This is a genomic window from Pseudomonas sp. GW821-FHT04D07, from assembly GCF_059420225.1.
Window position 1 is genome coordinate 83,789 of record NZ_JBWKTH010000026.1, and the last position, 19,992, is coordinate 103,780.

16 protein-coding genes are annotated in these 19,992 nt (G+C 62.0%); all 16 read left to right on the top strand.

Annotated features, from left to right (window positions below):
* Positions 1 to 78: 78 nt before the first annotated feature.
* The gene (locus tag AC07T0_RS24850; RefSeq protein ID WP_495003668.1) at positions 79 to 879 is read left to right on the top strand and encodes a secretin N-terminal domain-containing protein; all 801 of its coding nucleotides are present in this window, start codon (positions 79 to 81) and stop codon (positions 877 to 879) included.
* Between the two features lie 501 nt (positions 880 to 1,380).
* Complete coding sequence (gene aceA, locus AC07T0_RS24855; protein ID WP_495003669.1) at positions 1,381 to 2,706, top strand: isocitrate lyase; 1,326 nt, start codon at positions 1,381 to 1,383, stop codon at positions 2,704 to 2,706.
* A 652-nt stretch (positions 2,707 to 3,358) separates the two neighbouring features.
* The gene (locus AC07T0_RS24860; protein WP_495003670.1) at positions 3,359 to 3,772 is read left to right on the top strand and encodes an NADH-quinone oxidoreductase subunit A; all 414 of its coding nucleotides are present in this window, start codon (positions 3,359 to 3,361) and stop codon (positions 3,770 to 3,772) included.
* A 10-nt stretch (positions 3,773 to 3,782) separates the two neighbouring features.
* Positions 3,783 to 4,457: a NuoB/complex I 20 kDa subunit family protein gene (locus AC07T0_RS24865; protein WP_100940076.1), complete on the top strand. Its 675-nt coding sequence runs from the start codon at positions 3,783 to 3,785 to the stop codon at positions 4,455 to 4,457.
* 73 nt (positions 4,458 to 4,530) lie between these two features.
* Positions 4,531 to 6,315: an NADH-quinone oxidoreductase subunit C/D gene (gene nuoC / locus AC07T0_RS24870; protein ID WP_495003671.1), complete on the top strand. Its 1,785-nt coding sequence runs from the start codon at positions 4,531 to 4,533 to the stop codon at positions 6,313 to 6,315.
* A 2-nt stretch (positions 6,316 to 6,317) separates the two neighbouring features.
* Entirely contained in the window at positions 6,318 to 6,815 is a 498-nt protein-coding gene (gene nuoE, locus AC07T0_RS24875) for an NADH-quinone oxidoreductase subunit NuoE (protein WP_495003672.1), read from the top strand.
* On the top strand, positions 6,812 to 8,167 hold the full coding sequence (gene nuoF / locus AC07T0_RS24880) for an NADH-quinone oxidoreductase subunit NuoF (protein ID WP_103495049.1): 1,356 nt from the start codon (positions 6,812 to 6,814) through the stop codon (positions 8,165 to 8,167). The genes nuoE and nuoF overlap by 4 nt, the downstream gene beginning before the upstream one ends.
* 129 nt (positions 8,168 to 8,296) lie before the next feature.
* Positions 8,297 to 11,011 (top strand): NADH-quinone oxidoreductase subunit NuoG, encoded by a 2,715-nt coding sequence (nuoG, locus tag AC07T0_RS24885; protein WP_495003673.1) that lies wholly within the window; start codon positions 8,297 to 8,299, stop codon positions 11,009 to 11,011.
* The gene (gene nuoH / locus AC07T0_RS24890; protein ID WP_495003674.1) at positions 11,008 to 12,015 is read left to right on the top strand and encodes an NADH-quinone oxidoreductase subunit NuoH; all 1,008 of its coding nucleotides are present in this window, start codon (positions 11,008 to 11,010) and stop codon (positions 12,013 to 12,015) included. The genes nuoG and nuoH overlap by 4 nt, the downstream gene beginning before the upstream one ends.
* Before the next feature lie 11 nt (positions 12,016 to 12,026).
* Positions 12,027 to 12,575: an NADH-quinone oxidoreductase subunit NuoI gene (gene nuoI / locus AC07T0_RS24895; protein WP_017131319.1), complete on the top strand. Its 549-nt coding sequence runs from the start codon at positions 12,027 to 12,029 to the stop codon at positions 12,573 to 12,575.
* Positions 12,576 to 12,584: 9 nt separating this feature from the next.
* Positions 12,585 to 13,085 (top strand): NADH-quinone oxidoreductase subunit J, encoded by a 501-nt coding sequence (gene nuoJ / locus AC07T0_RS24900; RefSeq protein WP_495003675.1) that lies wholly within the window; start codon positions 12,585 to 12,587, stop codon positions 13,083 to 13,085.
* Between the two features lie 3 nt (positions 13,086 to 13,088).
* Positions 13,089 to 13,397: an NADH-quinone oxidoreductase subunit NuoK gene (gene nuoK, locus AC07T0_RS24905; RefSeq protein ID WP_100940069.1), complete on the top strand. Its 309-nt coding sequence runs from the start codon at positions 13,089 to 13,091 to the stop codon at positions 13,395 to 13,397.
* Entirely contained in the window at positions 13,394 to 15,247 is a 1,854-nt protein-coding gene (gene nuoL, locus AC07T0_RS24910) for an NADH-quinone oxidoreductase subunit L (RefSeq protein WP_495003676.1), read from the top strand. The genes nuoK and nuoL overlap by 4 nt, the downstream gene beginning before the upstream one ends.
* Before the next feature lie 40 nt (positions 15,248 to 15,287).
* A complete protein-coding gene (gene nuoM, locus AC07T0_RS24915) occupies positions 15,288 to 16,820 on the top strand; it encodes an NADH-quinone oxidoreductase subunit M (protein WP_495003677.1) in 1,533 nt (510 codons plus the stop codon).
* 7 nt (positions 16,821 to 16,827) lie between these two features.
* On the top strand, positions 16,828 to 18,291 hold the full coding sequence (nuoN, locus tag AC07T0_RS24920) for an NADH-quinone oxidoreductase subunit NuoN (protein WP_495003678.1): 1,464 nt from the start codon (positions 16,828 to 16,830) through the stop codon (positions 18,289 to 18,291).
* 238 nt (positions 18,292 to 18,529) lie between these two features.
* Positions 18,530 to 19,864 carry a prephenate-dependent tRNA uridine(34) hydroxylase TrhP gene (trhP, locus tag AC07T0_RS24925; protein WP_495003679.1) on the top strand — a complete coding sequence of 445 codons (1,335 nt, stop codon included), beginning with the start codon at positions 18,530 to 18,532 and terminating at the stop codon, positions 19,862 to 19,864.
* The last annotated feature ends 128 nt before the right edge of the window (positions 19,865 to 19,992 follow it).

The window sequence follows — 19,992 nt, forward strand, 5'->3', positions numbered from 1 at the left end:
CGATTCAACTTGACCCACCAATGGCCGAGAAACTGTCAAACTCAAGCCATTGCCCAGTCCAACGCGGAGATAACGGACATGTCCCTACGCACCCTGCTCACCGGCCTGCTACTGACCTGCACGCTCAGCGCCCAGGCCGCCACCGAAATCATCCCCCTGAACTACCGCACCAGCGCCGACCTGCTGCCCGTGGCCCAGGACTTTCTCGGTAAGGACGGCAAGGCCAGCGCCTACCAGAACCAACTGATCGTCAATGCCGAACCGGCCAAGATCAAGGAACTGCGCGACTTCCTCGGACAACTGGACACCCCGGCCAAGCGCCTGCTGATCAGCGTCGACACCAGTGAAAACAACGATCAGAACAGCCAGGGCTACGCCGTCAACGGCCAGAACCAGACCCGTATCATCAACTACGGCACCGCCAGTCGCGACGGCGGCATACAGCAGGTGCAGACCGTCGAAGGCACCCCGGCACTGATCCAGGTCGGCCAGAGCGTGCCGCTGACCACCGCCATCAGCACCAACCAGTCCTTCGGCAACGGCTCCAACCAGAACCAGAACCCGAACCAGCAACCCCTGACGCAAATACAGAGCCAATACCGCAACGTGACCCAAGGCTTCTACGTCACCGCCAGCGTCACCGGCGACATCGTTCACCTGTCCATCAGCACAAATCGTGACCGGATCAGCCAGGAACGTCAGGATGTAGTGAATGTGCAAAGCACCGACACAACCGTCAGCGGGCGCCTGGGCGAGTGGATCACCCTGGCTGGCGTCAATGGCCAGAGCCAGGCCGACCGGCAGGCGCTAACCCGCAGCTACTCGACCTCCGGACGTAACGACATGACTTTGCGGGTGAAAGTCGACAGCCTGGACTAAAGCACCAAAAACTGACTGACAAGTCGTATTAGACTAAAGATGTAGTGCCTAAAAAAAAGCACTACAAAATGTTTGACGAGCCAAAAAACCGAAGGCATGATGACCTCGCTCCCGCTAATCAGGGGCCCTGGCAAGGGCCTTCGGATCGCCGCTCTAACCTACCCACCTGAGCCGATTCGTGTCTGTACCGCCCACAAGGCGCGTTTGACGAGGTTGCGACTGGAACGAAGTTGTCCCGAGGGACGGAAGCGTAATAGGTAGAACGGCAAGACCCTGAAGTCTGCATGAAGGCCCACGATGCCCCAATGCGCCCGATGGCTCGCCCTCGCCTCGCTCACTTCCCCCTTGAGCCCATCGTTCAATCGTCGCCTTCCCCGCCAGACCGCACCTGAGCGCCTAAGCTTCTGGTCAGCGAGCAGCCGTTTGTCCAAGCCCTCGGCTTGAACACCCGGCGGAGCATGAATTCTCCACCTAAAGACCTATGCGACGAGGTTTATCTCCATGGCACTGACACGCGAACAGCAAATTGCAGCCCTTGAAAAAGACTGGGCTGAAAACCCGCGCTGGAAAGGCGTGACACGCACTTACTCCGCCGCTGACGTGGTCCGCCTGCGTGGCTCGGTTCAACCCGAGCACACCCTGGCCCGCATGGGCGCCGAGAAACTGTGGAACCTGGTCACCCAGGGCGCCAAGCCATCCTTCCGTCCGGATAAAGATTTCGTCAACTGCATGGGCGCCCTGACCGGCGGCCAGGCCGTGCAACAAGTCAAGGCCGGCATCCAGGCGATCTACCTGTCGGGCTGGCAAGTGGCCGCGGACAACAACTCCGCCGAATCCATGTACCCCGACCAGTCGCTGTACCCGGTGGACTCCGTGCCGACCGTGGTCAAGCGCATCAACAACTCGTTCCGTCGCGCCGACCAGATCCAGTGGAAAGCCGGCAAGAACCCGGGTGATGACGGCTACATCGACTACTTCGCACCGATCGTGGCTGACGCCGAAGCCGGTTTCGGCGGCGTCCTGAACGCCTACGAACTGATGAAGAGCATGATCGAAGCGGGCGCCGCCGGCGTGCACTTCGAAGACCAACTGGCTTCCGTGAAGAAATGCGGCCACATGGGCGGCAAGGTACTGGTTCCAACCCAGGAAGCCGTACAGAAGCTGACCGCCGCCCGCCTGGCCGCCGACGTTGCCGGTACACCGACCATCATCCTGGCCCGTACCGACGCCAACGCCGCCGACCTGCTGACTTCGGACTGCGATCCGTACGACCAGCCATTCGTGACCGGCGAACGCACCCAGGAAGGCTTCTATAAAGTCCGCGCCGGCCTCGACCAGGCCATCGCCCGCGGCCTGGCCTACGCGCCGTACGCCGACCTGATCTGGTGTGAAACCGCCAAGCCGGACCTGGACGAAGCCCGTCGCTTCGCCGAAGCCATCAAGAAGGAATACCCGGACCAACTGCTGTCCTACAACTGCTCGCCGTCTTTCAACTGGAAGAAGAACCTGGACGACGCGACCATCGCCAAGTTCCAGCGCGAACTGTCGGCCATGGGCTACAAGCACCAGTTCATCACCCTGGCGGGTATCCACAACATGTGGCACAGCATGTTCAACCTGGCGCACGACTACGCCCGCAACGACATGACCGCCTACGTGAAGCTGCAGGAACAGGAATTCGCCGACGCGGCCAAGGGTTACACCTTCGTTGCGCACCAGCAGGAAGTCGGCACCGGCTACTTCGACGACATGACCACCGTGATCCAGGGCGGTTCGTCCTCGGTGACCGCGCTGACCGGTTCGACCGAAGAAGAACAGTTCCACTGAGTACGCTGCGAGCAAGCGGCCATCCCAGAACGAAGCAGAACTAACTGGAATGCCTGAAAAACTGACGCCCCGACTGGTTCGGGGCGTTTTTTTACCTATCACTTACGCCCCCCCCTGTAAGAGCGAGCTTGCTCGCGATGGACTTCAGGACACCGCATCCCTCCAGCAAACCCGGGTCATCGTTGGCGCCCATCGCGGGCAAGCTCGCTCCTACATCAAGGAATACGTTCGGCCATGACGATGCAAAACATTGATCCAGAGCGGTATCGATTGCGACAAAAAACGCTAAAACGACGCGCGACGCAACTTTCGTCGCACCGGCGTTTAAAGCCACTACACTTCCCTTCGCGGGCTACAACAAGCATTGGAGCGACCTAGATGATATCAATTATCATTCAATATTCACTTCGTTCATTACAATGCGGATAAAACATAATTAACAAAAAGGCCCCTAATGCCCACAGCGCATGGCCTGCGAGCCATCGAGACCTCAACATGTCCTTATTCCAGACAATAATTTCGCTATAGAAAATTTACTTGCCCGGTGTTTAGCCATAAAATCACCGGGATAGATTGCACTGCGACATATCGTCACTGCTTTTACTTCTTTATCACGCTCAGAGCCCCTTGCGCTCTGTTAAGGATTACCCGCATGCCCGAAGCGACCGGACTCATGGCCCACAACTGGGGCTTTGCCATTTTCCTGCTCGGCGTCGTCGGCCTCTGTGCCTTCATGCTCGGTCTTTCCAGCCTCCTCGGGTCAAAAGCCTGGGGCCGCAGCAAAAACGAACCGTTCGAGTCTGGCATGCTGCCCACCGGTAGCGCCCGCTTGCGGCTCTCCGCCAAATTCTATCTGGTCGCGATGCTGTTCGTGATCTTCGATATCGAAGCCCTCTTTCTCTTTGCATGGTCTGTGTCCGTCCGCGAAAGCGGCTGGACCGGATTCGTCGAAGCTCTCGTTTTCATAGCAATTCTGTTGGCAGGTCTTGTCTACCTTTACCGAGTGGGGGCGCTTGATTGGGCTCCGCAAGCTCGTCAGAAGCGGCAGGCGAAGCTGAAACAATGAGGCTTTGGCAATGCAATACAATCTCACTCGAATCGACCCGGATGCGCCTAACGAGCAGTACCCGATCGGCCAACGGGAAACCGTTTCCGATCCGTTAGAGGATCAAGTCCACAAGAACATCTACATGGGCAAGCTGGAAGACGTGCTGAACGGCGCGGTCAACTGGGGGCGCAAGAACTCCCTGTGGCCGTACAACTTCGGCTTGTCCTGCTGCTATGTGGAAATGACCACCGCCTTCACGGCGCCCCACGACATCGCCCGCTTCGGCGCCGAGGTTATCCGGGCATCGCCGCGTCAGGCGGATTTCATGGTTATTGCCGGCACCTGCTTCATCAAGATGGCGCCGATCATCCAGCGTCTCTACGAGCAAATGCTCGAACCCAAGTGGGTCATCTCCATGGGTTCGTGCGCCAACTCCGGCGGCATGTACGACATCTACTCCGTAGTCCAGGGGGTGGACAAGTTCCTGCCCGTGGACGTCTACGTGCCTGGCTGCCCGCCCCGCCCCGAGGCTTTCCTGCAAGGCTTGATGCTGTTGCAGGAGTCGATTGGCCAGGAGCGTCGCCCACTTTCCTGGGTCGTCGGTGATCAAGGCGTGTATCGCGCCGAGATGCCGTCGCAAAAGGAACAGCGCCGCGAACAGCGTATTCAGGTCACTAACCTGCGCAGCCCCGACGAAGTCTGATCCAGATCCGCTCTGTAAAAAGAAACGAGAAGCTGGCTTCATTCTTTACGTTGACCGAAAGCGATAAGAAACCATGACTACAGGCAGTGCTCTGTACATCCCGCCTTACAAGGCTGACGACCAGGATGTGGTCGTCGAACTGAACAACCGTTTTGGCCCCGAGGCCTTCACCGCCCAGGCCACCCGTACCGGCATGCCGGTGCTCTGGGTGACCCGGGCCAAGCTCGTCGAAGTCCTGACCTTCCTGCGCAACCTGCCCAAGCCGTACGTCATGCTCTATGACCTGCACGGCGTGGACGAACGTCTGCGCACCAAGCGTCAGGGCCTGCCGAGCGGCGCCGACTTCACCGTGTTCTATCACCTGATGTCGCTGGAACGTAACAGCGACGTGATGATCAAGGTTGCCCTCAGCGAAGGCGACCTGAGCATCCCGACCGTGACCGGTATCTGGCCAAACGCCAACTGGTACGAGCGTGAAGTCTGGGACATGTTCGGCATCGATTTCCCCGGCCACCCGCACCTGTCGCGCATCATGATGCCACCGACCTGGGAAGGTCACCCGCTGCGCAAGGACTTCCCGGCCCGTGCCACCGAATTCGATCCGTACAGCCTGACCCTGGCCAAGCAACAGCTTGAGGAAGAGGCCGCGCGCTTCCGCCCGGAAGACTGGGGCATGAAGCGTTCTGGCGCCAACGAGGACTACATGTTCCTCAACCTGGGTCCGAACCACCCTTCGGCCCACGGTGCCTTCCGTATCATCCTGCAACTGGACGGCGAAGAAGTCGTCGACTGCGTCCCGGACATCGGCTACCACCACCGTGGCGCCGAGAAAATGGCCGAGCGCCAGTCCTGGCACAGCTTCATCCCCTACACCGACCGTATCGACTACCTCGGCGGGGTGATGAACAACCTGCCGTACGTGCTCTCGGTCGAGAAGCTGGCCGGCATCAAGGTGCCGGACCGGGTCGACACCATCCGCATCATGATGGCCGAGTTCTTCCGGATCACCAGCCACCTGCTGTTCCTGGGCACCTATATCCAGGACGTCGGCGCCATGACCCCGGTGTTCTTCACCTTCACCGACCGCCAGCGCGCCTACAAGGTCATCGAAGCCATCACCGGTTTCCGCCTGCACCCGGCCTGGTACCGCATCGGCGGCGTCGCCCACGACTTGCCACGTGGCTGGGACGGTCTGGTCAAGGAATTCGTCGACTGGCTGCCAAAACGCCTCGACGAGTACACCAAGGCCGCCCTGCAGAACAGCATCCTCAAGGGTCGGACCGTCGGTGTCGCCGCCTACAACACCAAGGAAGCCCTGGAATGGGGTGTCACCGGTGCCGGCCTGCGTTCCACCGGTTGCGATTTCGACCTGCGTAAAGCCCGCCCCTACTCCGGCTACGAGAACTTCGAATTCGAAGTCCCGCTGGCGGCCAATGGCGACGCCTACGATCGCTGCATGGTCCGCGTCGAAGAAATGCGCCAGAGCATCAAGATCATCGACCAGTGCCTGCGCAACATGCCGGAAGGCCCGTACAAGGCGGATCACCCGCTGACCACGCCGCCGCCCAAAGAGCGCACGTTGCAGCACATCGAGACCCTGATCACGCACTTCCTGCAAGTTTCGTGGGGCCCGGTCATGCCGGCCAACGAATCCTTCCAGATGATCGAAGCGACCAAGGGCATCAACAGTTATTACCTGACGAGCGACGGCGGCACCATGAGCTACCGTACCCGGATCCGCACTCCAAGCTTCCCGCATCTGCAACAGATCCCTTCGGTGATCAAAGGCAGCATGGTCGCGGACTTGATCGCGTACCTGGGTAGTATCGACTTCGTTATGGCCGACGTGGACCGCTAAGCATGAACAGCCCGCTTATCCAGACAGACCGTTTCGCCCTCAGCGAAACCGAGCGCTCGGCCATCGAGCACGAGTTGCATCACTACGAAGACCCGCGCGCGGCGTCCATCGAAGCCCTGAAGATCGTCCAGAAGGAACGTGGCTGGGTGCCTGACGGCGCGCTCTACGCCATCGGCGAGATCCTCGGGATTCCGGCCAGCGACGTCGAAGGCGTCGCGACCTTCTACAGCCAGATCTTCCGCCAGCCGGTCGGTCGTCACATCATTCGCGTCTGCGACAGCATGGTCTGCTACATCGGCGGCCACGAGTCGGTGGTCAGCGAGATCCAGAGCAAGCTCGGCATCGGCCTGGGTCAAACCACCGCCGACGGCCGCTTCACCCTGCTGCCCGTCTGCTGCCTCGGCAACTGCGACAAGGCCCCGGCGCTGATGATCGATGACGACACCTTCGGCGACGTCCAGCCAGCTGGTGTTGCCAAACTGCTGGAGGACTACGTATGACCCTGACTTCCTTCGGCCCTGCCAACCGCATTGCGCGGTCGGCAGAAACCCACCCGCTGACCTGGCGCCTGCGTGATGACGCCGAGCCGGTGTGGCTCGACGAATACCAGGCCAAGGACGGCTACGCCGCCGCCCGCAAGGCCTTCGCCGACATGGCCACGGACGATATCGTCCAGACCGTGAAGGACGCCGGCCTCAAGGGTCGCGGTGGCGCGGGCTTCCCCACCGGGGTGAAGTGGGGCCTGATGCCCAAAGACGAATCCATGAACATCCGCTACCTGCTGTGCAACGCGGATGAAATGGAGCCGAACACCTGGAAAGACCGCATGCTGATGGAGCAACTGCCCCATCTGCTGATCGAAGGCATGCTGATCAGCGCCCGTGCGCTGAAAACCTACCGTGGCTACATCTTCCTGCGCGGTGAATACGTCACCGCCGCCAAGCACCTCAACCGTGCGGTGGAAGAAGCCAAGGCCGCCGGCCTGCTGGGCAAGAACATCCTCGGCAGCGGCTTCGACTTCGAGCTGTTCGTCCACACCGGCGCCGGGCGTTACATCTGCGGCGAAGAAACCGCGCTGATCAACTCCCTCGAAGGCCGTCGCGCCAACCCGCGCTCCAAGCCGCCCTTCCCCGCCGCCGTCGGCGTCTGGGGCAAGCCGACCTGCGTGAACAACGTCGAGACCCTGTGCAACGTACCGGCGATCATCGGCAACGGCATCGACTGGTACAAATCCCTCGCCCGCGAAGGCAGCGAAGACCACGGCACCAAGCTGATGGGTTTCTCCGGCAAAGTGAAGAACCCTGGCCTGTGGGAACTGCCGTTCGGCATCACCGCCCGCGAGCTGTTCGAAGACTATGCCGGCGGCATGCGCGATGGCTTCAAGCTCAAGTGCTGGCAGCCAGGCGGTGCCGGTACCGGTTTCCTCCTGCCCGAACACCTGGAAGCGCAAATGTATGCCGGCGGCATCGGCAAGGTCGGCACCCGTATGGGCACCGGTCTGGCCATGGCGGTGGACGACAGCGTCAACATGGTTTCGCTGCTGCGCAACATGGAAGAGTTCTTCGCCCGTGAGTCGTGCGGTTTCTGCACCCCTTGCCGCGACGGCCTGCCGTGGAGCGTCAAGCTGCTGCGCGCGCTGGAGAACGGCGAAGGCCAGGCCGGCGATATCGAGACCCTGCTGGGTCTGGTCGGTTTCCTCGGCCCGGGCAAGACCTTCTGTGCTCACGCACCGGGTGCCATCGAGCCATTGGGCAGCGCCATCAAGTATTTCCGTCCGGAGTTCGAGGCTGGTATCGCACACAAAAGTGCAGCCGTCCCGCCTTTGGCGCGACCGATCGTAGTCGGCGCATAACGTATCGAAAGGGAGGGCGGTCCGTGCCGTCCTCTTGCTCGCCTGAAGACGCACTTGTGATGCGCCAGGCGAGGACCAGGATTCCATTAGCCACGCCCGCGGACGCGGGCCAACGAAGAACTTTGAACCATGGCCACTATCCACGTAGACGGCAAAGCGCTCGAAGTCGATGGGGCAGACAACCTGTTACAGGCGTGTCTGTCGCTAGGCCTCGACATCCCTTATTTCTGCTGGCACCCCGCGCTCGGTAGCGTCGGTGCCTGTCGCCAGTGCGCGGTCAAGCAGTTCAATGACGAGAACGACAAGCGTGGTCGTATCGTCATGTCCTGCATGACCCCGGCTTCCGACGGCAGCTGGATCTCCATCGACGACGAAGAGGCGAAGGTGTTCCGCGCCAGCGTCGTCGAATGGCTGATGACCAACCACCCGCACGACTGCCCGGTCTGCGAGGAAGGCGGTCACTGCCACCTGCAAGACATGACCGTGATGACCGGCCACAACGAGCGCCGTTATCGCTTCACCAAGCGAACCCACCAGAACCAGCAACTGGGCCCGTTCATTTCCCACGAAATGAACCGCTGCATCGCCTGCTATCGCTGCGTACGCTTCTACAAGGACTACGCCGGCGGTACCGACCTCGGCGTGTTCGGTGCCCACGACAACGTGTACTTCGGTCGCGTCGAAGACGGCACCCTGGAAAGCGAATTCTCCGGCAACCTCACCGAGGTTTGCCCGACCGGTGTGTTTACCGACAAGACCCACTCCGAGCGCTACAACCGCAAGTGGGACATGCAGTTCTCGCCGAGCATCTGCCATGGCTGCTCCAGCGGTTGCAACATCAGCCCGGGCGAGCGCTACGGTGAACTGCGTCGGATCGAAAACCGTTTCAACGGTTCGGTCAACCAGTACTTCCTCTGCGACCGTGGCCGTTTCGGCTATGGCTACGTCAACCGCGAAGACCGCCCACGTCAGCCACTGCTGGCCAACGGCGCCAAGCTGAGCCTGGACGAAGCGCTGGATAAAGCCGCCGAGCTGTTGCGCGGTCGCAATATCGTCGGTATCGGTTCGCCCCGCGCCAGCCTGGAAAGCAACTTCGCCCTGCGCGAGCTGGTGGGTGCCGAGCACTTCTACTCGGGTATCGAAGCGGCTGAGCTGGAACGCATCCGCCTGGTCCTGCAAGTGCTCAAGGACAGCCCGCTGCCCGTGCCGAACATGCGCGACATCGAAGACCACGACGCCGTGTTCGTCCTCGGTGAAGACCTGACCCAGACCGCCGCGCGCATGGCCCTGGCCCTGCGCCAGTCGGTCAAGGGCAAGGCCGAGGACATGGCCGACGCCATGCGCGTCCAGCCTTGGCTCGACGCCGCGGTGAAAAACATCGGCCAGCACGCGCTGAACCCGCTGTTTATCGCCAGCCTGGCGGAAACCAAGCTCGACGATATCGCAGAAGAGTGCGTGCACGCCGCGCCCGACGACCTGGCCCGCATCGGTTTCGCCGTGGCCCACGCCCTCGACGCCAGCGCCCCGGCCGTCGAAGGCCTGGACGCTGAAGCCCAGGCACTGGCCCAACGCATTGCCGACGCCCTGCTGGCGGCCAAGCGCCCACTGATCATCGCCGGTACCTCCCTGGGTTCCAAGGCACTGATCGAAGCCGCGGCCAACATCGCCAAAGCCTTGAAGCTGCGCGAGAAGAACGGTTCCATCAGCCTGATCGTGCCGGAAGCCAACAGCCTCGGCCTGGCCATGTTCGGTGGCGAATCCCTGGACGCCGCCCTGCAAGCGGTGATCGACGGTAAGGCCGACGCCATCGTCGTGCTGGAAAACGACCTGTACACCCGCACCGACAAGGCCAAGGTCGACGCCGCACTGAACGCTGCGAAAGTCGTGATCGTTGCCGACCACCAGAAAACCGCCACCAGCGACCGCGCCCACCTGGTCCTGCCAGCGGCGAGCTTCGCCGAAGGCGACGGTACCCTGGTCAGCCAGGAAGGCCGCGCCCAGCGCTTCTTCCAGGTCTTCGATCCGAAGTACCTTGATGCCAGCATCCTGGTCCACGAAGGCTGGCGCTGGCTGCATGCCCTGCGCGCAACCCTGCTGAACCAGCCGATCGACTGGACCCAACTGGACCACGTCACCGCCGCCTGTGCTGCCAGCACCCCGCAACTGACGCGCATCGTCGATGCCGCGCCGTCCGCCGCGTTCCGCATCAAGGGCATGAAACTGGCCCGCGAACCGCTGCGTTACTCCGGCCGGACCGCCATGCGCGCCAATATCAGCGTGCACGAGCCGCGTACCTCCCAGGACGTCGACACCGCGTTCGCCTTCTCCATGGAAGGTTACTCGGGCTCCGTCGAACCGCGCCAACAGGTGCCGTTCGCCTGGTCGCCGGGCTGGAACTCGCCACAGGCCTGGAACAAGTTCCAGGACGAAGTCGGTGGTCATATCCGTGCCGGCGACCCGGGTACCCGTCTGATCGAAACCCAGGGTGATGCGCTGAACTGGTTCGCCAGTGTCCCGCGCGCCTTCAACCCGGCCCAGGGCACCTGGCAAGTGGTGCCGTTCTTCCACCTGTTCGGCAGCGAGGAAACCTCCTCGAAAGCCGCTCCGGTACAAGAACGCATCCCGGCCGCCTACGTCTCGCTGGCCAAGTCCGAAGCCGATCGTCTGGGTGTCAACGACGGCGCCCTGCTCAGCTTGAACGTTGCCGGCACCACCCTGCGTCTGCCGCTGCGCATCAACGAAGAGCTGGGTGCCGGCCTGGTGGCCTTGCCGGCCGGCCTGGCGGGCATTCCTCCGGCGATCTTTGGCAAATCCGTTGACGGTCTGCAGGAGGCAGCTCAATGACCTGGTTCACCCCTGAAGTGATCGACGTGATCCTCTCGGTCGTCAAGGCCATCGTCGTGCTGCTGGCCGTGGTGGTCAGCGGCGCGCTGCTGAGCTTTGTCGAACGGCGCCTGCTGGGCTGGTGGCAGGACCGCTACGGTCCGAACCGCGTCGGCCCATTCGGCATGTTCCAGATCGCCGCCGACATGCTGAAGATGTTCTTCAAGGAAGACTGGACACCACCGTTTGCCGACAAGGTGATCTTCACCCTGGCACCGGTAGTGGCCATGAGTGCCCTGCTGATCGCCTTCGCCATCATCCCGATCACCCCGACCTGGGGTGTCGCGGACCTGAACATCGGCCTGCTGTTCTTCTTCGCCATGGCCGGTCTGTCGGTGTACGCGGTGCTGTTCGCCGGTTGGTCGAGCGCCAACAAGTACGCCCTGCTGGGCAGCTTGCGCGCCTCGGCGCAGACCGTGTCCTATGAAGTGTTCATGGGCCTGTCGCTGATGGGCATCGTGGTCCAGGTTGGCTCGTTCAACATGCGCGACATCGTCGACTACCAGGCTCAACACCTGTGGTTCGTGATTCCGCAGATCTTCGGTTTCCTGACCTTCTTCATCGCCGGCGTGGCCGTGACTCACCGTCACCCCTTCGACCAGCCGGAAGCGGAACAGGAACTGGCCGACGGTTACCACATTGAATATGCCGGCATGAAATGGGGCATGTTCTTCGTTGGCGAGTACATCGGCATCATCCTGATCTCGGCGTTGCTGGTCACCCTGTTCTTTGGTGGCTGGCACGGTCCGTTCGGCATCCTGCCGCAACTGTCGTTCATCTGGTTCGCCCTGAAGACCGCGTTCTTCATCATGCTGTTCATCCTGCTGCGCGCTTCGATTCCGCGCCCACGTTATGACCAGGTGATGGACTTCAGTTGGAAATTCTGCCTGCCGCTGACCCTGATCAATTTGCTGGTGACCGCTGCGATTGTGTTGTTGAACACGCCTGCGGGCGCGGTTCAGTGAGGATTTGACCCATGTTCAAATATATTGGCGACATCGTTAAGGGTACTGGTACCCAGTTGCGAAGCCTGGTGATGATTTTCGGCCATGGCTTCCGCAAACGCGACACCCTGCAATACCCGGAAGAAGCGGTGTACCTGCCGCCGCGTTATCGCGGTCGCATCGTGCTGACCCGCGACCCCGACGGCGAAGAGCGCTGCGTGGCCTGCAACCTGTGCGCCGTGGCGTGCCCGGTGGGTTGCATCTCGCTGCAGAAAGCCGAAACCGACGACGGTCGTTGGTACCCGGAGTTCTTCCGCATCAACTTCTCGCGCTGCATTTTCTGCGGCCTCTGCGAGGAAGCCTGCCCGACCACCGCGATCCAGCTGACACCGGATTTCGAAATGGCCGAGTTCAAGCGTCAGGACCTGGTGTACGAGAAAGAAGATCTGCTGATCTCCGGTCCCGGCAAGAACCCTGATTACAACTTCTATCGTGTTGCAGGGATGGCCGTTGCCGGGAAGCCGAAAGGCGCTGCCCAGAACGAAGCCGAGCCGATCAACGTGAAGAGCTTGCTGCCTTAAGGAAGAACGATGGAATTCGCTTTCTATTTCGCATCGGGTGTCGCTGTTCTGTCCACGCTACGCGTGATCACCAACACCAACCCTGTGCATGCCCTGCTCTACCTGATTATCTCGCTGATCGCCGTGGCGATGACCTTCTTCAGCCTCGGTGCGCCGTTTGCCGGCGCCCTGGAAGTGATCGCCTACGCCGGTGCCATCATGGTGCTGTTTGTGTTCGTGGTGATGATGCTGAACCTCGGTCCGGCCTCGGTGCTGCAAGAGCGCGACTGGCTCAAGCCGGGGATCTGGATCGGTCCGGTGATCCTCTGCGCCCTGCTGCTGGTCGAACTGCTCTATGTGCTGTTCAGCCACAGCAGCGGCATGGGTATCGGTCAAACCACCGTGGGCGCCAAGGCCGTGGGCATCAGCCTGTTCGGTCCATACCTGCTGGTGGTCGAACTCGCCTCGATGCTGCTGCTCGCCGCAGCCATCACGGCATTCCACTTGGGCCGCAACGAGGCGAAGGAGTAATTCATGCCTGCTATCCCTCTTGAACATGGCCTGGCCGTCGCCGGCATCCTGTTCAGCCTCGGCCTGATCGGCCTGATGGTCCGCCGTAACATCCTTTTCGTGCTGATGAGCCTGGAGGTGATGATGAACGCCGCCGCCCTGGCCTTCATCGTCGCGGGCTCACGTTGGGCGCAGCCGGATGGACAGATCATGTTCATTCTGGTGATCAGCCTGGCAGCCGCCGAGGCCAGTATCGGCCTGGCGATCCTGCTGCAACTGTATCGCCGCTTCCACACGCTCGATATCGACGCTGCCAGTGAGATGCGCGGATGAACATGATCTTTCTGACTTTCGTATTCCCCCTGCTCGGTTTCCTGCTGCTGTCGTTCTCCCGTGGACGCCTCTCGGAAAACGGCTCGGCCCTGATCGGGGTCGGCTCCATTGGCCTCTCGGCCATCGTCGCCGCCTATGTGATCTGGCAATTCAACGTCGCGCCGCCCGAGGGTGGCCACTACACCCTGGTGCTGTGGCAGTGGATGTCGGTGGCGGGCTTTGCCCCCAACTTCGCCCTCTACGTCGACGGCCTGTCGATCACCATGCTCGGCGTGGTGGTCGGCGTGGGTTTCCTGATCCACCTGTTCGCCTCCTGGTACATGCGCGGTGAAGACGGTTACTCGCGCTTCTTCGCCTACACCAACCTGTTTATCGCCAGCATGCTGTTCCTGGTCCTCGGCGATAACCTGTTGTTCCTGTACTTCGGCTGGGAAGGCGTGGGTCTGTGCTCCTACCTGTTGATCGGTTTCTACTACAGCAACCGCAACAACGGTAACGCCGCCCTCAAGGCCTTTATCGTCACCCGTATCGGCGACGTGTTCATGGCCATCGGCCTGTTCATTCTGTTCACCCAGTTGGGCACGCTGAATATCCAGGAACTGCTGGTCAAGGCGCCGGAGCACTTCAAGGTCGGCGACTTCTGGATCGTCCTGGCGACCCTGATGCTGCTGGGCGGTGCGGTCGGTAAATCGGCGCAACTGCCGCTGCAGACCTGGCTGGCGGATGCGATGGCCGGTCCGACCCCGGTTTCGGCCCTGATCCACGCCGCGACCATGGTCACCGCCGGTGTCTACCTGATCGCCCGGACCCACGGTCTGTTCAGTCTGGCGCCGGATATCCTGCACCTGGTCGGCATCGTCGGTGGCGTGACCTTGGTCCTGGCCGGCTTCGCCGCCCTGGTTCAGACCGACATCAAGCGCATCCTCGCCTACTCGACCATGAGCCAGATCGGCTACATGTTCCTGGCCCTGGGCGTCGGTGCCTGGGAAGGCGCGATCTTCCACCTGATGACCCACGCCTTCTTCAAGGCCCTGCTGTTCCTCGCGTCCGGTGCGGTGATCGTCGCCTGCCACCACGAGCAGAACATCTTCAAGATGGGTGGCCTGTGGAAGAAACTGCCGTTGGCCTACGCCAGCTTCATCGTCGGTGGTGCCGCCCTGGCCGCCCTGCCGATCGTCACCGCCGGTTTCTACTCCAAGGACGAAATCCTTTGGGAAGCCTTCGCCAGCGGTAACCAGAATCTGCTCTATGCCGGTCTGGTCGGCGCGTTCATGACCTCGCTGTACACCTTCCGCCTGATCTTCATCACCTTCCACGGTGAAGCCAAGACCGAAGCCCACGCCGGCCACGGGATTGCCCACTGGCTGCCACTGGGCGTGCTGATCGTGCTGTCGACCTTCGTCGGTGCCTGGATTCATCCGCCACTGGCCGGTGTCCTCCCGGAAAGCGCCGGTCACGCCGGCGGCGAAGCCAAGCACAGCCTGGAAATCACCTCGGGGGCTATCGCCCTGGCCGGTATCCTGCTGTCCGCCATGCTGTTCCTCGGCAAGCGTCGCTTTGCGACCGCCGTCGCCAACAGCGGCATCGGCCGTTTCCTCTCGGCCTGGTGGTTCGCCGCCTGGGGCTTCGACTGGATCTACGACAAGCTGTTCGTCAAGCCATACCTGGCGATCAGTCATCTGCTGCGCAAAGACCCGCTCGACCAGACCATCGGCCTGATCCCGCGTATGGCCAAAGGCGGTCACACCGCCCTGAGCCGCACCGAGACCGGTCAGTTGCGTTGGTATGCCGCGTCGCTCGCCGCCGGTGCCGTCGTGGTGCTGGGCGCCATTGTGCTGGTAGCGGTCTGACTATGAACCTTGCGACATTGCGAAAGGAATTGAGCCCGTCATGATTCTGCCTTGGCTAATCCTGATCCCCTTTATCGGTGGCCTGCTGTGCTGGCTGGGTGAGCGCTTCAGCTCCACCCTCCCGCGCTGGATTGCGCTGCTGACCATGTCCCTCGAACTCGCCCTCGGCCTCTGGCTGTGGGCCCACGGGGATTTCCATCTGGCCCCGGCGCCTGGCGCCGATCCGACCTTCGCGCTTGAATTCAAGCAGATCTGGATCCAGCGCTTCGGCATCAATGTGCACCTGGCCCTCGATGGCCTGTCGCTGCTGATGATCCTGCTGACCGGCCTGCTGGGTATCCTCTCGGTGCTCTGCTCGTGGAAAGAGATCCAGCGTCGCGTGGGCTTCTTCCACCTGAACCTGATGTGGATCCTGGGCGGTGTCATCGGCGTGTTCCTCGCCCTCGACCTGTTCATGTTCTTCTTCTTCTGGGAAATGATGCTGGTGCCGATGTACTTCCTCATCGCGCTCTGGGGTCACAGTTCTTCGGACGGCAAGAAAACCCGGATCTACGCGGCGACCAAGTTCTTCATCTTCACCCAGGCTTCCGGCCTGATCATGTTGGTGGCGATCCTCGGTCTGGTCCTGGTCAACTTCAACAACACCGGTGTGATGACCTTCAACTACACCGACCTGTTGAAAACCAAGATGTCGCTGAGCACCGAGTACATCCTGATGCTCGGCTTCTTCATCGCCTTCGCGGTGAAACTGCCGGTGGTGCCGTTCCACTCCTGGCTGCCGGACGCCCACGCCCAGGCGCCGACCGCCGGTTCCGTGGACCTGGCCGGTATCCTGTTGAAGACCGCGGCTTATGGTCTGCTGCGTTTCGCCCTGCCGCTGTTCCCGCATGCCTCGGCGGAGTTCGCGCCGATTGCCATGACCCTGGGTCTGATCGGGATCTTCTACGGTGCGTTCCTGGCCTTCGCCCAAACCGACATCAAGCGTCTGATCGCCTTCTCCAGTGTTTCGCACATGGGCTTCGTGCTGATCGGGATCTACTCCGGCAGCCAACAAGCCCTGCAAGGCGCGGTGATCCAGATGCTCGCCCACGGCCTGTCGGCGGCGGCACTGTTTATCCTCAGCGGCCAGCTCTACGAGCGCACCCACACCCGCGACATGCGTGAGATGGGTGGCCTGTGGTCGAAGATCGCCTACCTGCCGGCCATCAGCCTGTTCTTCGCGGCCGCATCGTTGGGCCTGCCGGGCACCGGCAACTTCGTCGGCGAGTTCCTGATCCTGATCGGCACCTTCCTGGCGGCACCGTGGATTACCGCGATTGCCACTTCGGGCCTGGTGTTCGGTTCGGTCTACTCGCTGATCATGATTCACCGTGCCTACTTCGGCCCGTCCAAATCCGATGCCGTGCTGCATGGCATGGATGGCCGCGAACTGATCATGGTGCTGGGACTGGCGGTGCTGCTGATTTATCTCGGCGTGTACCCGCAACCGTTCCTCGATACTTCCGCCGCCACCATGCATGGTGTGCAGCAGTGGCTCGGCACCGCCCTCACTCAACTCGCTTCGGCCCGGTAAGAGCGCTATGGACCTGACGACTCAACACTTTATTGCGCTTGCACCGCTGCTGATCACCAGTCTCACCGTTATCGCGGTGATGCTGGCGATCGCCTGGCGCCGCAACCACTCACAGACCTTCCTACTCTCGGTGGCCGGTCTCAACCTGGCGCTGCTGTCGATTATCCCGGCGCTGAAAGTCGCGCCACTGGCCGTGACAACGCTGATCCAGATCGATGACTTCGCTTGCCTGTACATGGCCTTGATCCTGGTCGCCACCCTGGCCTGCGTCACCCTCGCCCACGCCTACCTGGGTGATGGCGGCGACGGCTACCCGGGTAACCGTGAAGAACTCTACCTGCTGATCCTGATGGCCGCCGCCGGCGGCCTGGTCCTGGTCAGCGCGCAGCACCTGGCCAGCCTGTTTATCGGCCTGGAGTTGCTCTCGGTACCGGTCTACGGCCTGGTGGCCTATGCGTTCTTCAACAAGCGGTCACTGGAAGCCGGCATCAAGTACATGGTGCTGTCGGCCGCGGGTTCGGCCTTCCTGCTGTTCGGCATGGCCCTGCTCTACGCCGAAGCTGGCACCCTGAGCTTCAGCGGTATCGGTCACGCCCTGGCGGCTACCGGTCTGCCAAGCCCGATTGCCCAACTGGGCCTGGGCATGATGCTGATCGGCCTGGCGTTCAAGCTGTCGCTGGTACCGTTCCACCTGTGGACCCCAGACGTGTATGAAGGCGCGCCTGCGCCGGTGGCGGCCTTCCTCGCCACCGCCAGCAAGGTGGCGGTGTTCGCCGTGATGATCCGCCTGTTCCAGATTTCTCCGGTAGCCAGCAGTGGTGTCCTGAGCAATGTCCTGGCGGTGATCGCCATCGCGTCGATCCTGGTGGGTAACCTGCTGGCGCTGACCCAGAACAACCTCAAGCGTCTGCTGGGTTATTCGTCCATCGCCCACTTCGGCTACCTGCTGATCGCCCTGGTGGCGAGCAAGGGCATGGCCGTGGAAGCCATGGGCGTGTACCTGGTCACCTACGTGATCACCAGCCTCGGTGCCTTCGGCGTGATCACCCTAATGTCCTCGCCTTACAAAGGCCGTGACGCCGACGCCCTGTACGAGTACCGCGGCCTGTTCTGGCGCCGTCCGTACCTGACCGCGGTACTGACCGTGATGATGCTGTCGCTGGCCGGTATCCCGCTGACCGCCGGTTTTATCGGTAAGTTCTACATCATCGCGACCGGTGTCGAGTCCCATCATTGGTGGCTGATCGGTTCGTTGGTACTGGGCAGTGCCATCGGCGTGTTCTACTACCTGCGCGTGATGGTCACCCTGTACCTGATCGAACCGAACCTGCGTCGTGTCGATGCCCAGTTGCACTGGGAACAACGTGCCGGCGGCGTGATGCTGCTGGCGATCGCGGTACTCGCCTTCTTCCTCGGCCTGTACCCGCAACCGCTGCTGGAACTGGTGCAACAGGCGGTACTGGCGAGCTAAACAGTCGCCGGCTGTACCCGACACCCCGCCCGAGGCAACTCCGGCGGGGTGTTTTGTTTCTGCTTCCCTTGTAGGAGCGAGCTTGCTCGCGATGGTAGTCCAGGCACCGCTGGGTATCTGATGCCCCGCGTTATCGTTGACGCCCATCGCGAGCAAGCTCGCTCCTACAGTAGACCTGGATCAATACCGCGCACGGTCCGATACCTTAGTCTCGCGACCTTTTGCGAACGATCCGACCATGGCCCTGCCCTCCCCCGAACTGCTGGCCCCCGCCGGCACCCTGAAGAACATGCGCTACGCCTTCGCCTATGGCGCCGATGCGGTCTACGCCGGCCAGCCGCGCTACAGCCTGCGGGTGCGCAACAACGAGTTCGACCACGCCAATCTGGCACTCGGCATCCAGGAGGCCCAGGCTCAGGGCAAGCGCTTCTACGTGGTGGTGAACATCGCCCCGCACAATGCCAAGCTCAAGACCTTTCTCAAGGACCTGGCGCCGGTGATCGCCATGGCCCCGGATGCGCTGATCATGTCCGACCCCGGTCTGATCATGCTGGTGCGCGAGCATTTCCCGCAGATGCCGATTCACCTGTCGGTGCAGGCCAATACGGTGAACTGGGCCAGCGTGCGGTTCTGGCAGCAACTGGGGCTGAGCCGGATCATCCTCTCGCGGGAGCTGTCCCTGGAGGAGATCGGCGAAATCCGCGAGCAGGTGCCGGACATGGAGCTTGAGGTGTTCGTCCACGGGGCGCTGTGCATGGCCTATTCCGGACGCTGCCTGCTCTCCGGGTACATGAACCACCGTGACGCCAACCAGGGCAGTTGCACCAATGCCTGCCGCTGGCAGTACAAGGCACAGCCGGCCGCGGAAAACCTGCTGGGCGAGATTGTCCAGGCCTTCGATCCCGTCGAGCCGACCCTCGGCCGGGGCGCGCCCACCGAGCAGGTATTCCTGCTCCAGGAGGCCCAGCGACCGGACGAGTCGATGCCGGCCTTCGAGGATGAGCACGGCACCTACATCATGAACGCCAAGGACCTGCGCGCCGTGCAGCATGTCGAGCGACTGACCCGCATGGGCGTGCATTCGCTGAAGATCGAAGGCCGGACCAAATCGCATTTCTACTGCGCGCGAACGACCCAAGTCTATCGTCGGGCGATAGACGATGCCGCGGCCGGGCGAGCGTTTGACCGCAGCCTGATGCAGGACCTCGAATCATTGGCCCAGCGCGGGTATACCGAGGGTTTCCTGCGGCGGCATGTGCATGACGAGTATCAGAACTACCAGCACGGCAGTTCGGTCTCGGAGCGCCAGCAGTTTGTCGGCGAACTGACGGGTGAGCGGCGTGAGGGGCTGGCCCAGGTCAAGGTGAAGAACCGTTTCGGGGTGGGTGATCATCTGGAGTTGATGACGCCCGCGGGCAATCTGCATTTCGATCTGGATGAGCTGCGCAATGAGCGGGGCGAGCGGATCGAGGTGGCGCCCGGGGACGGGCACACGGTGTACCTGCCGGTTCCGGATGGGCTGGAGTTGCGGTTCGGGTTGTTGATGCGGGATGTCACGACCGGCGATCAATAGATGGCAGAGGGCGGCCCCCTGATACCAGCCAGTTAAAGCCGGACACGGTCCCTGTGGGGGGGGGGGGGGGGGGGGGGGGGGGGGGGGGGGGGGGGGGGGGGGGGGGGGGGGGGGGGGGGGGGGGGGGG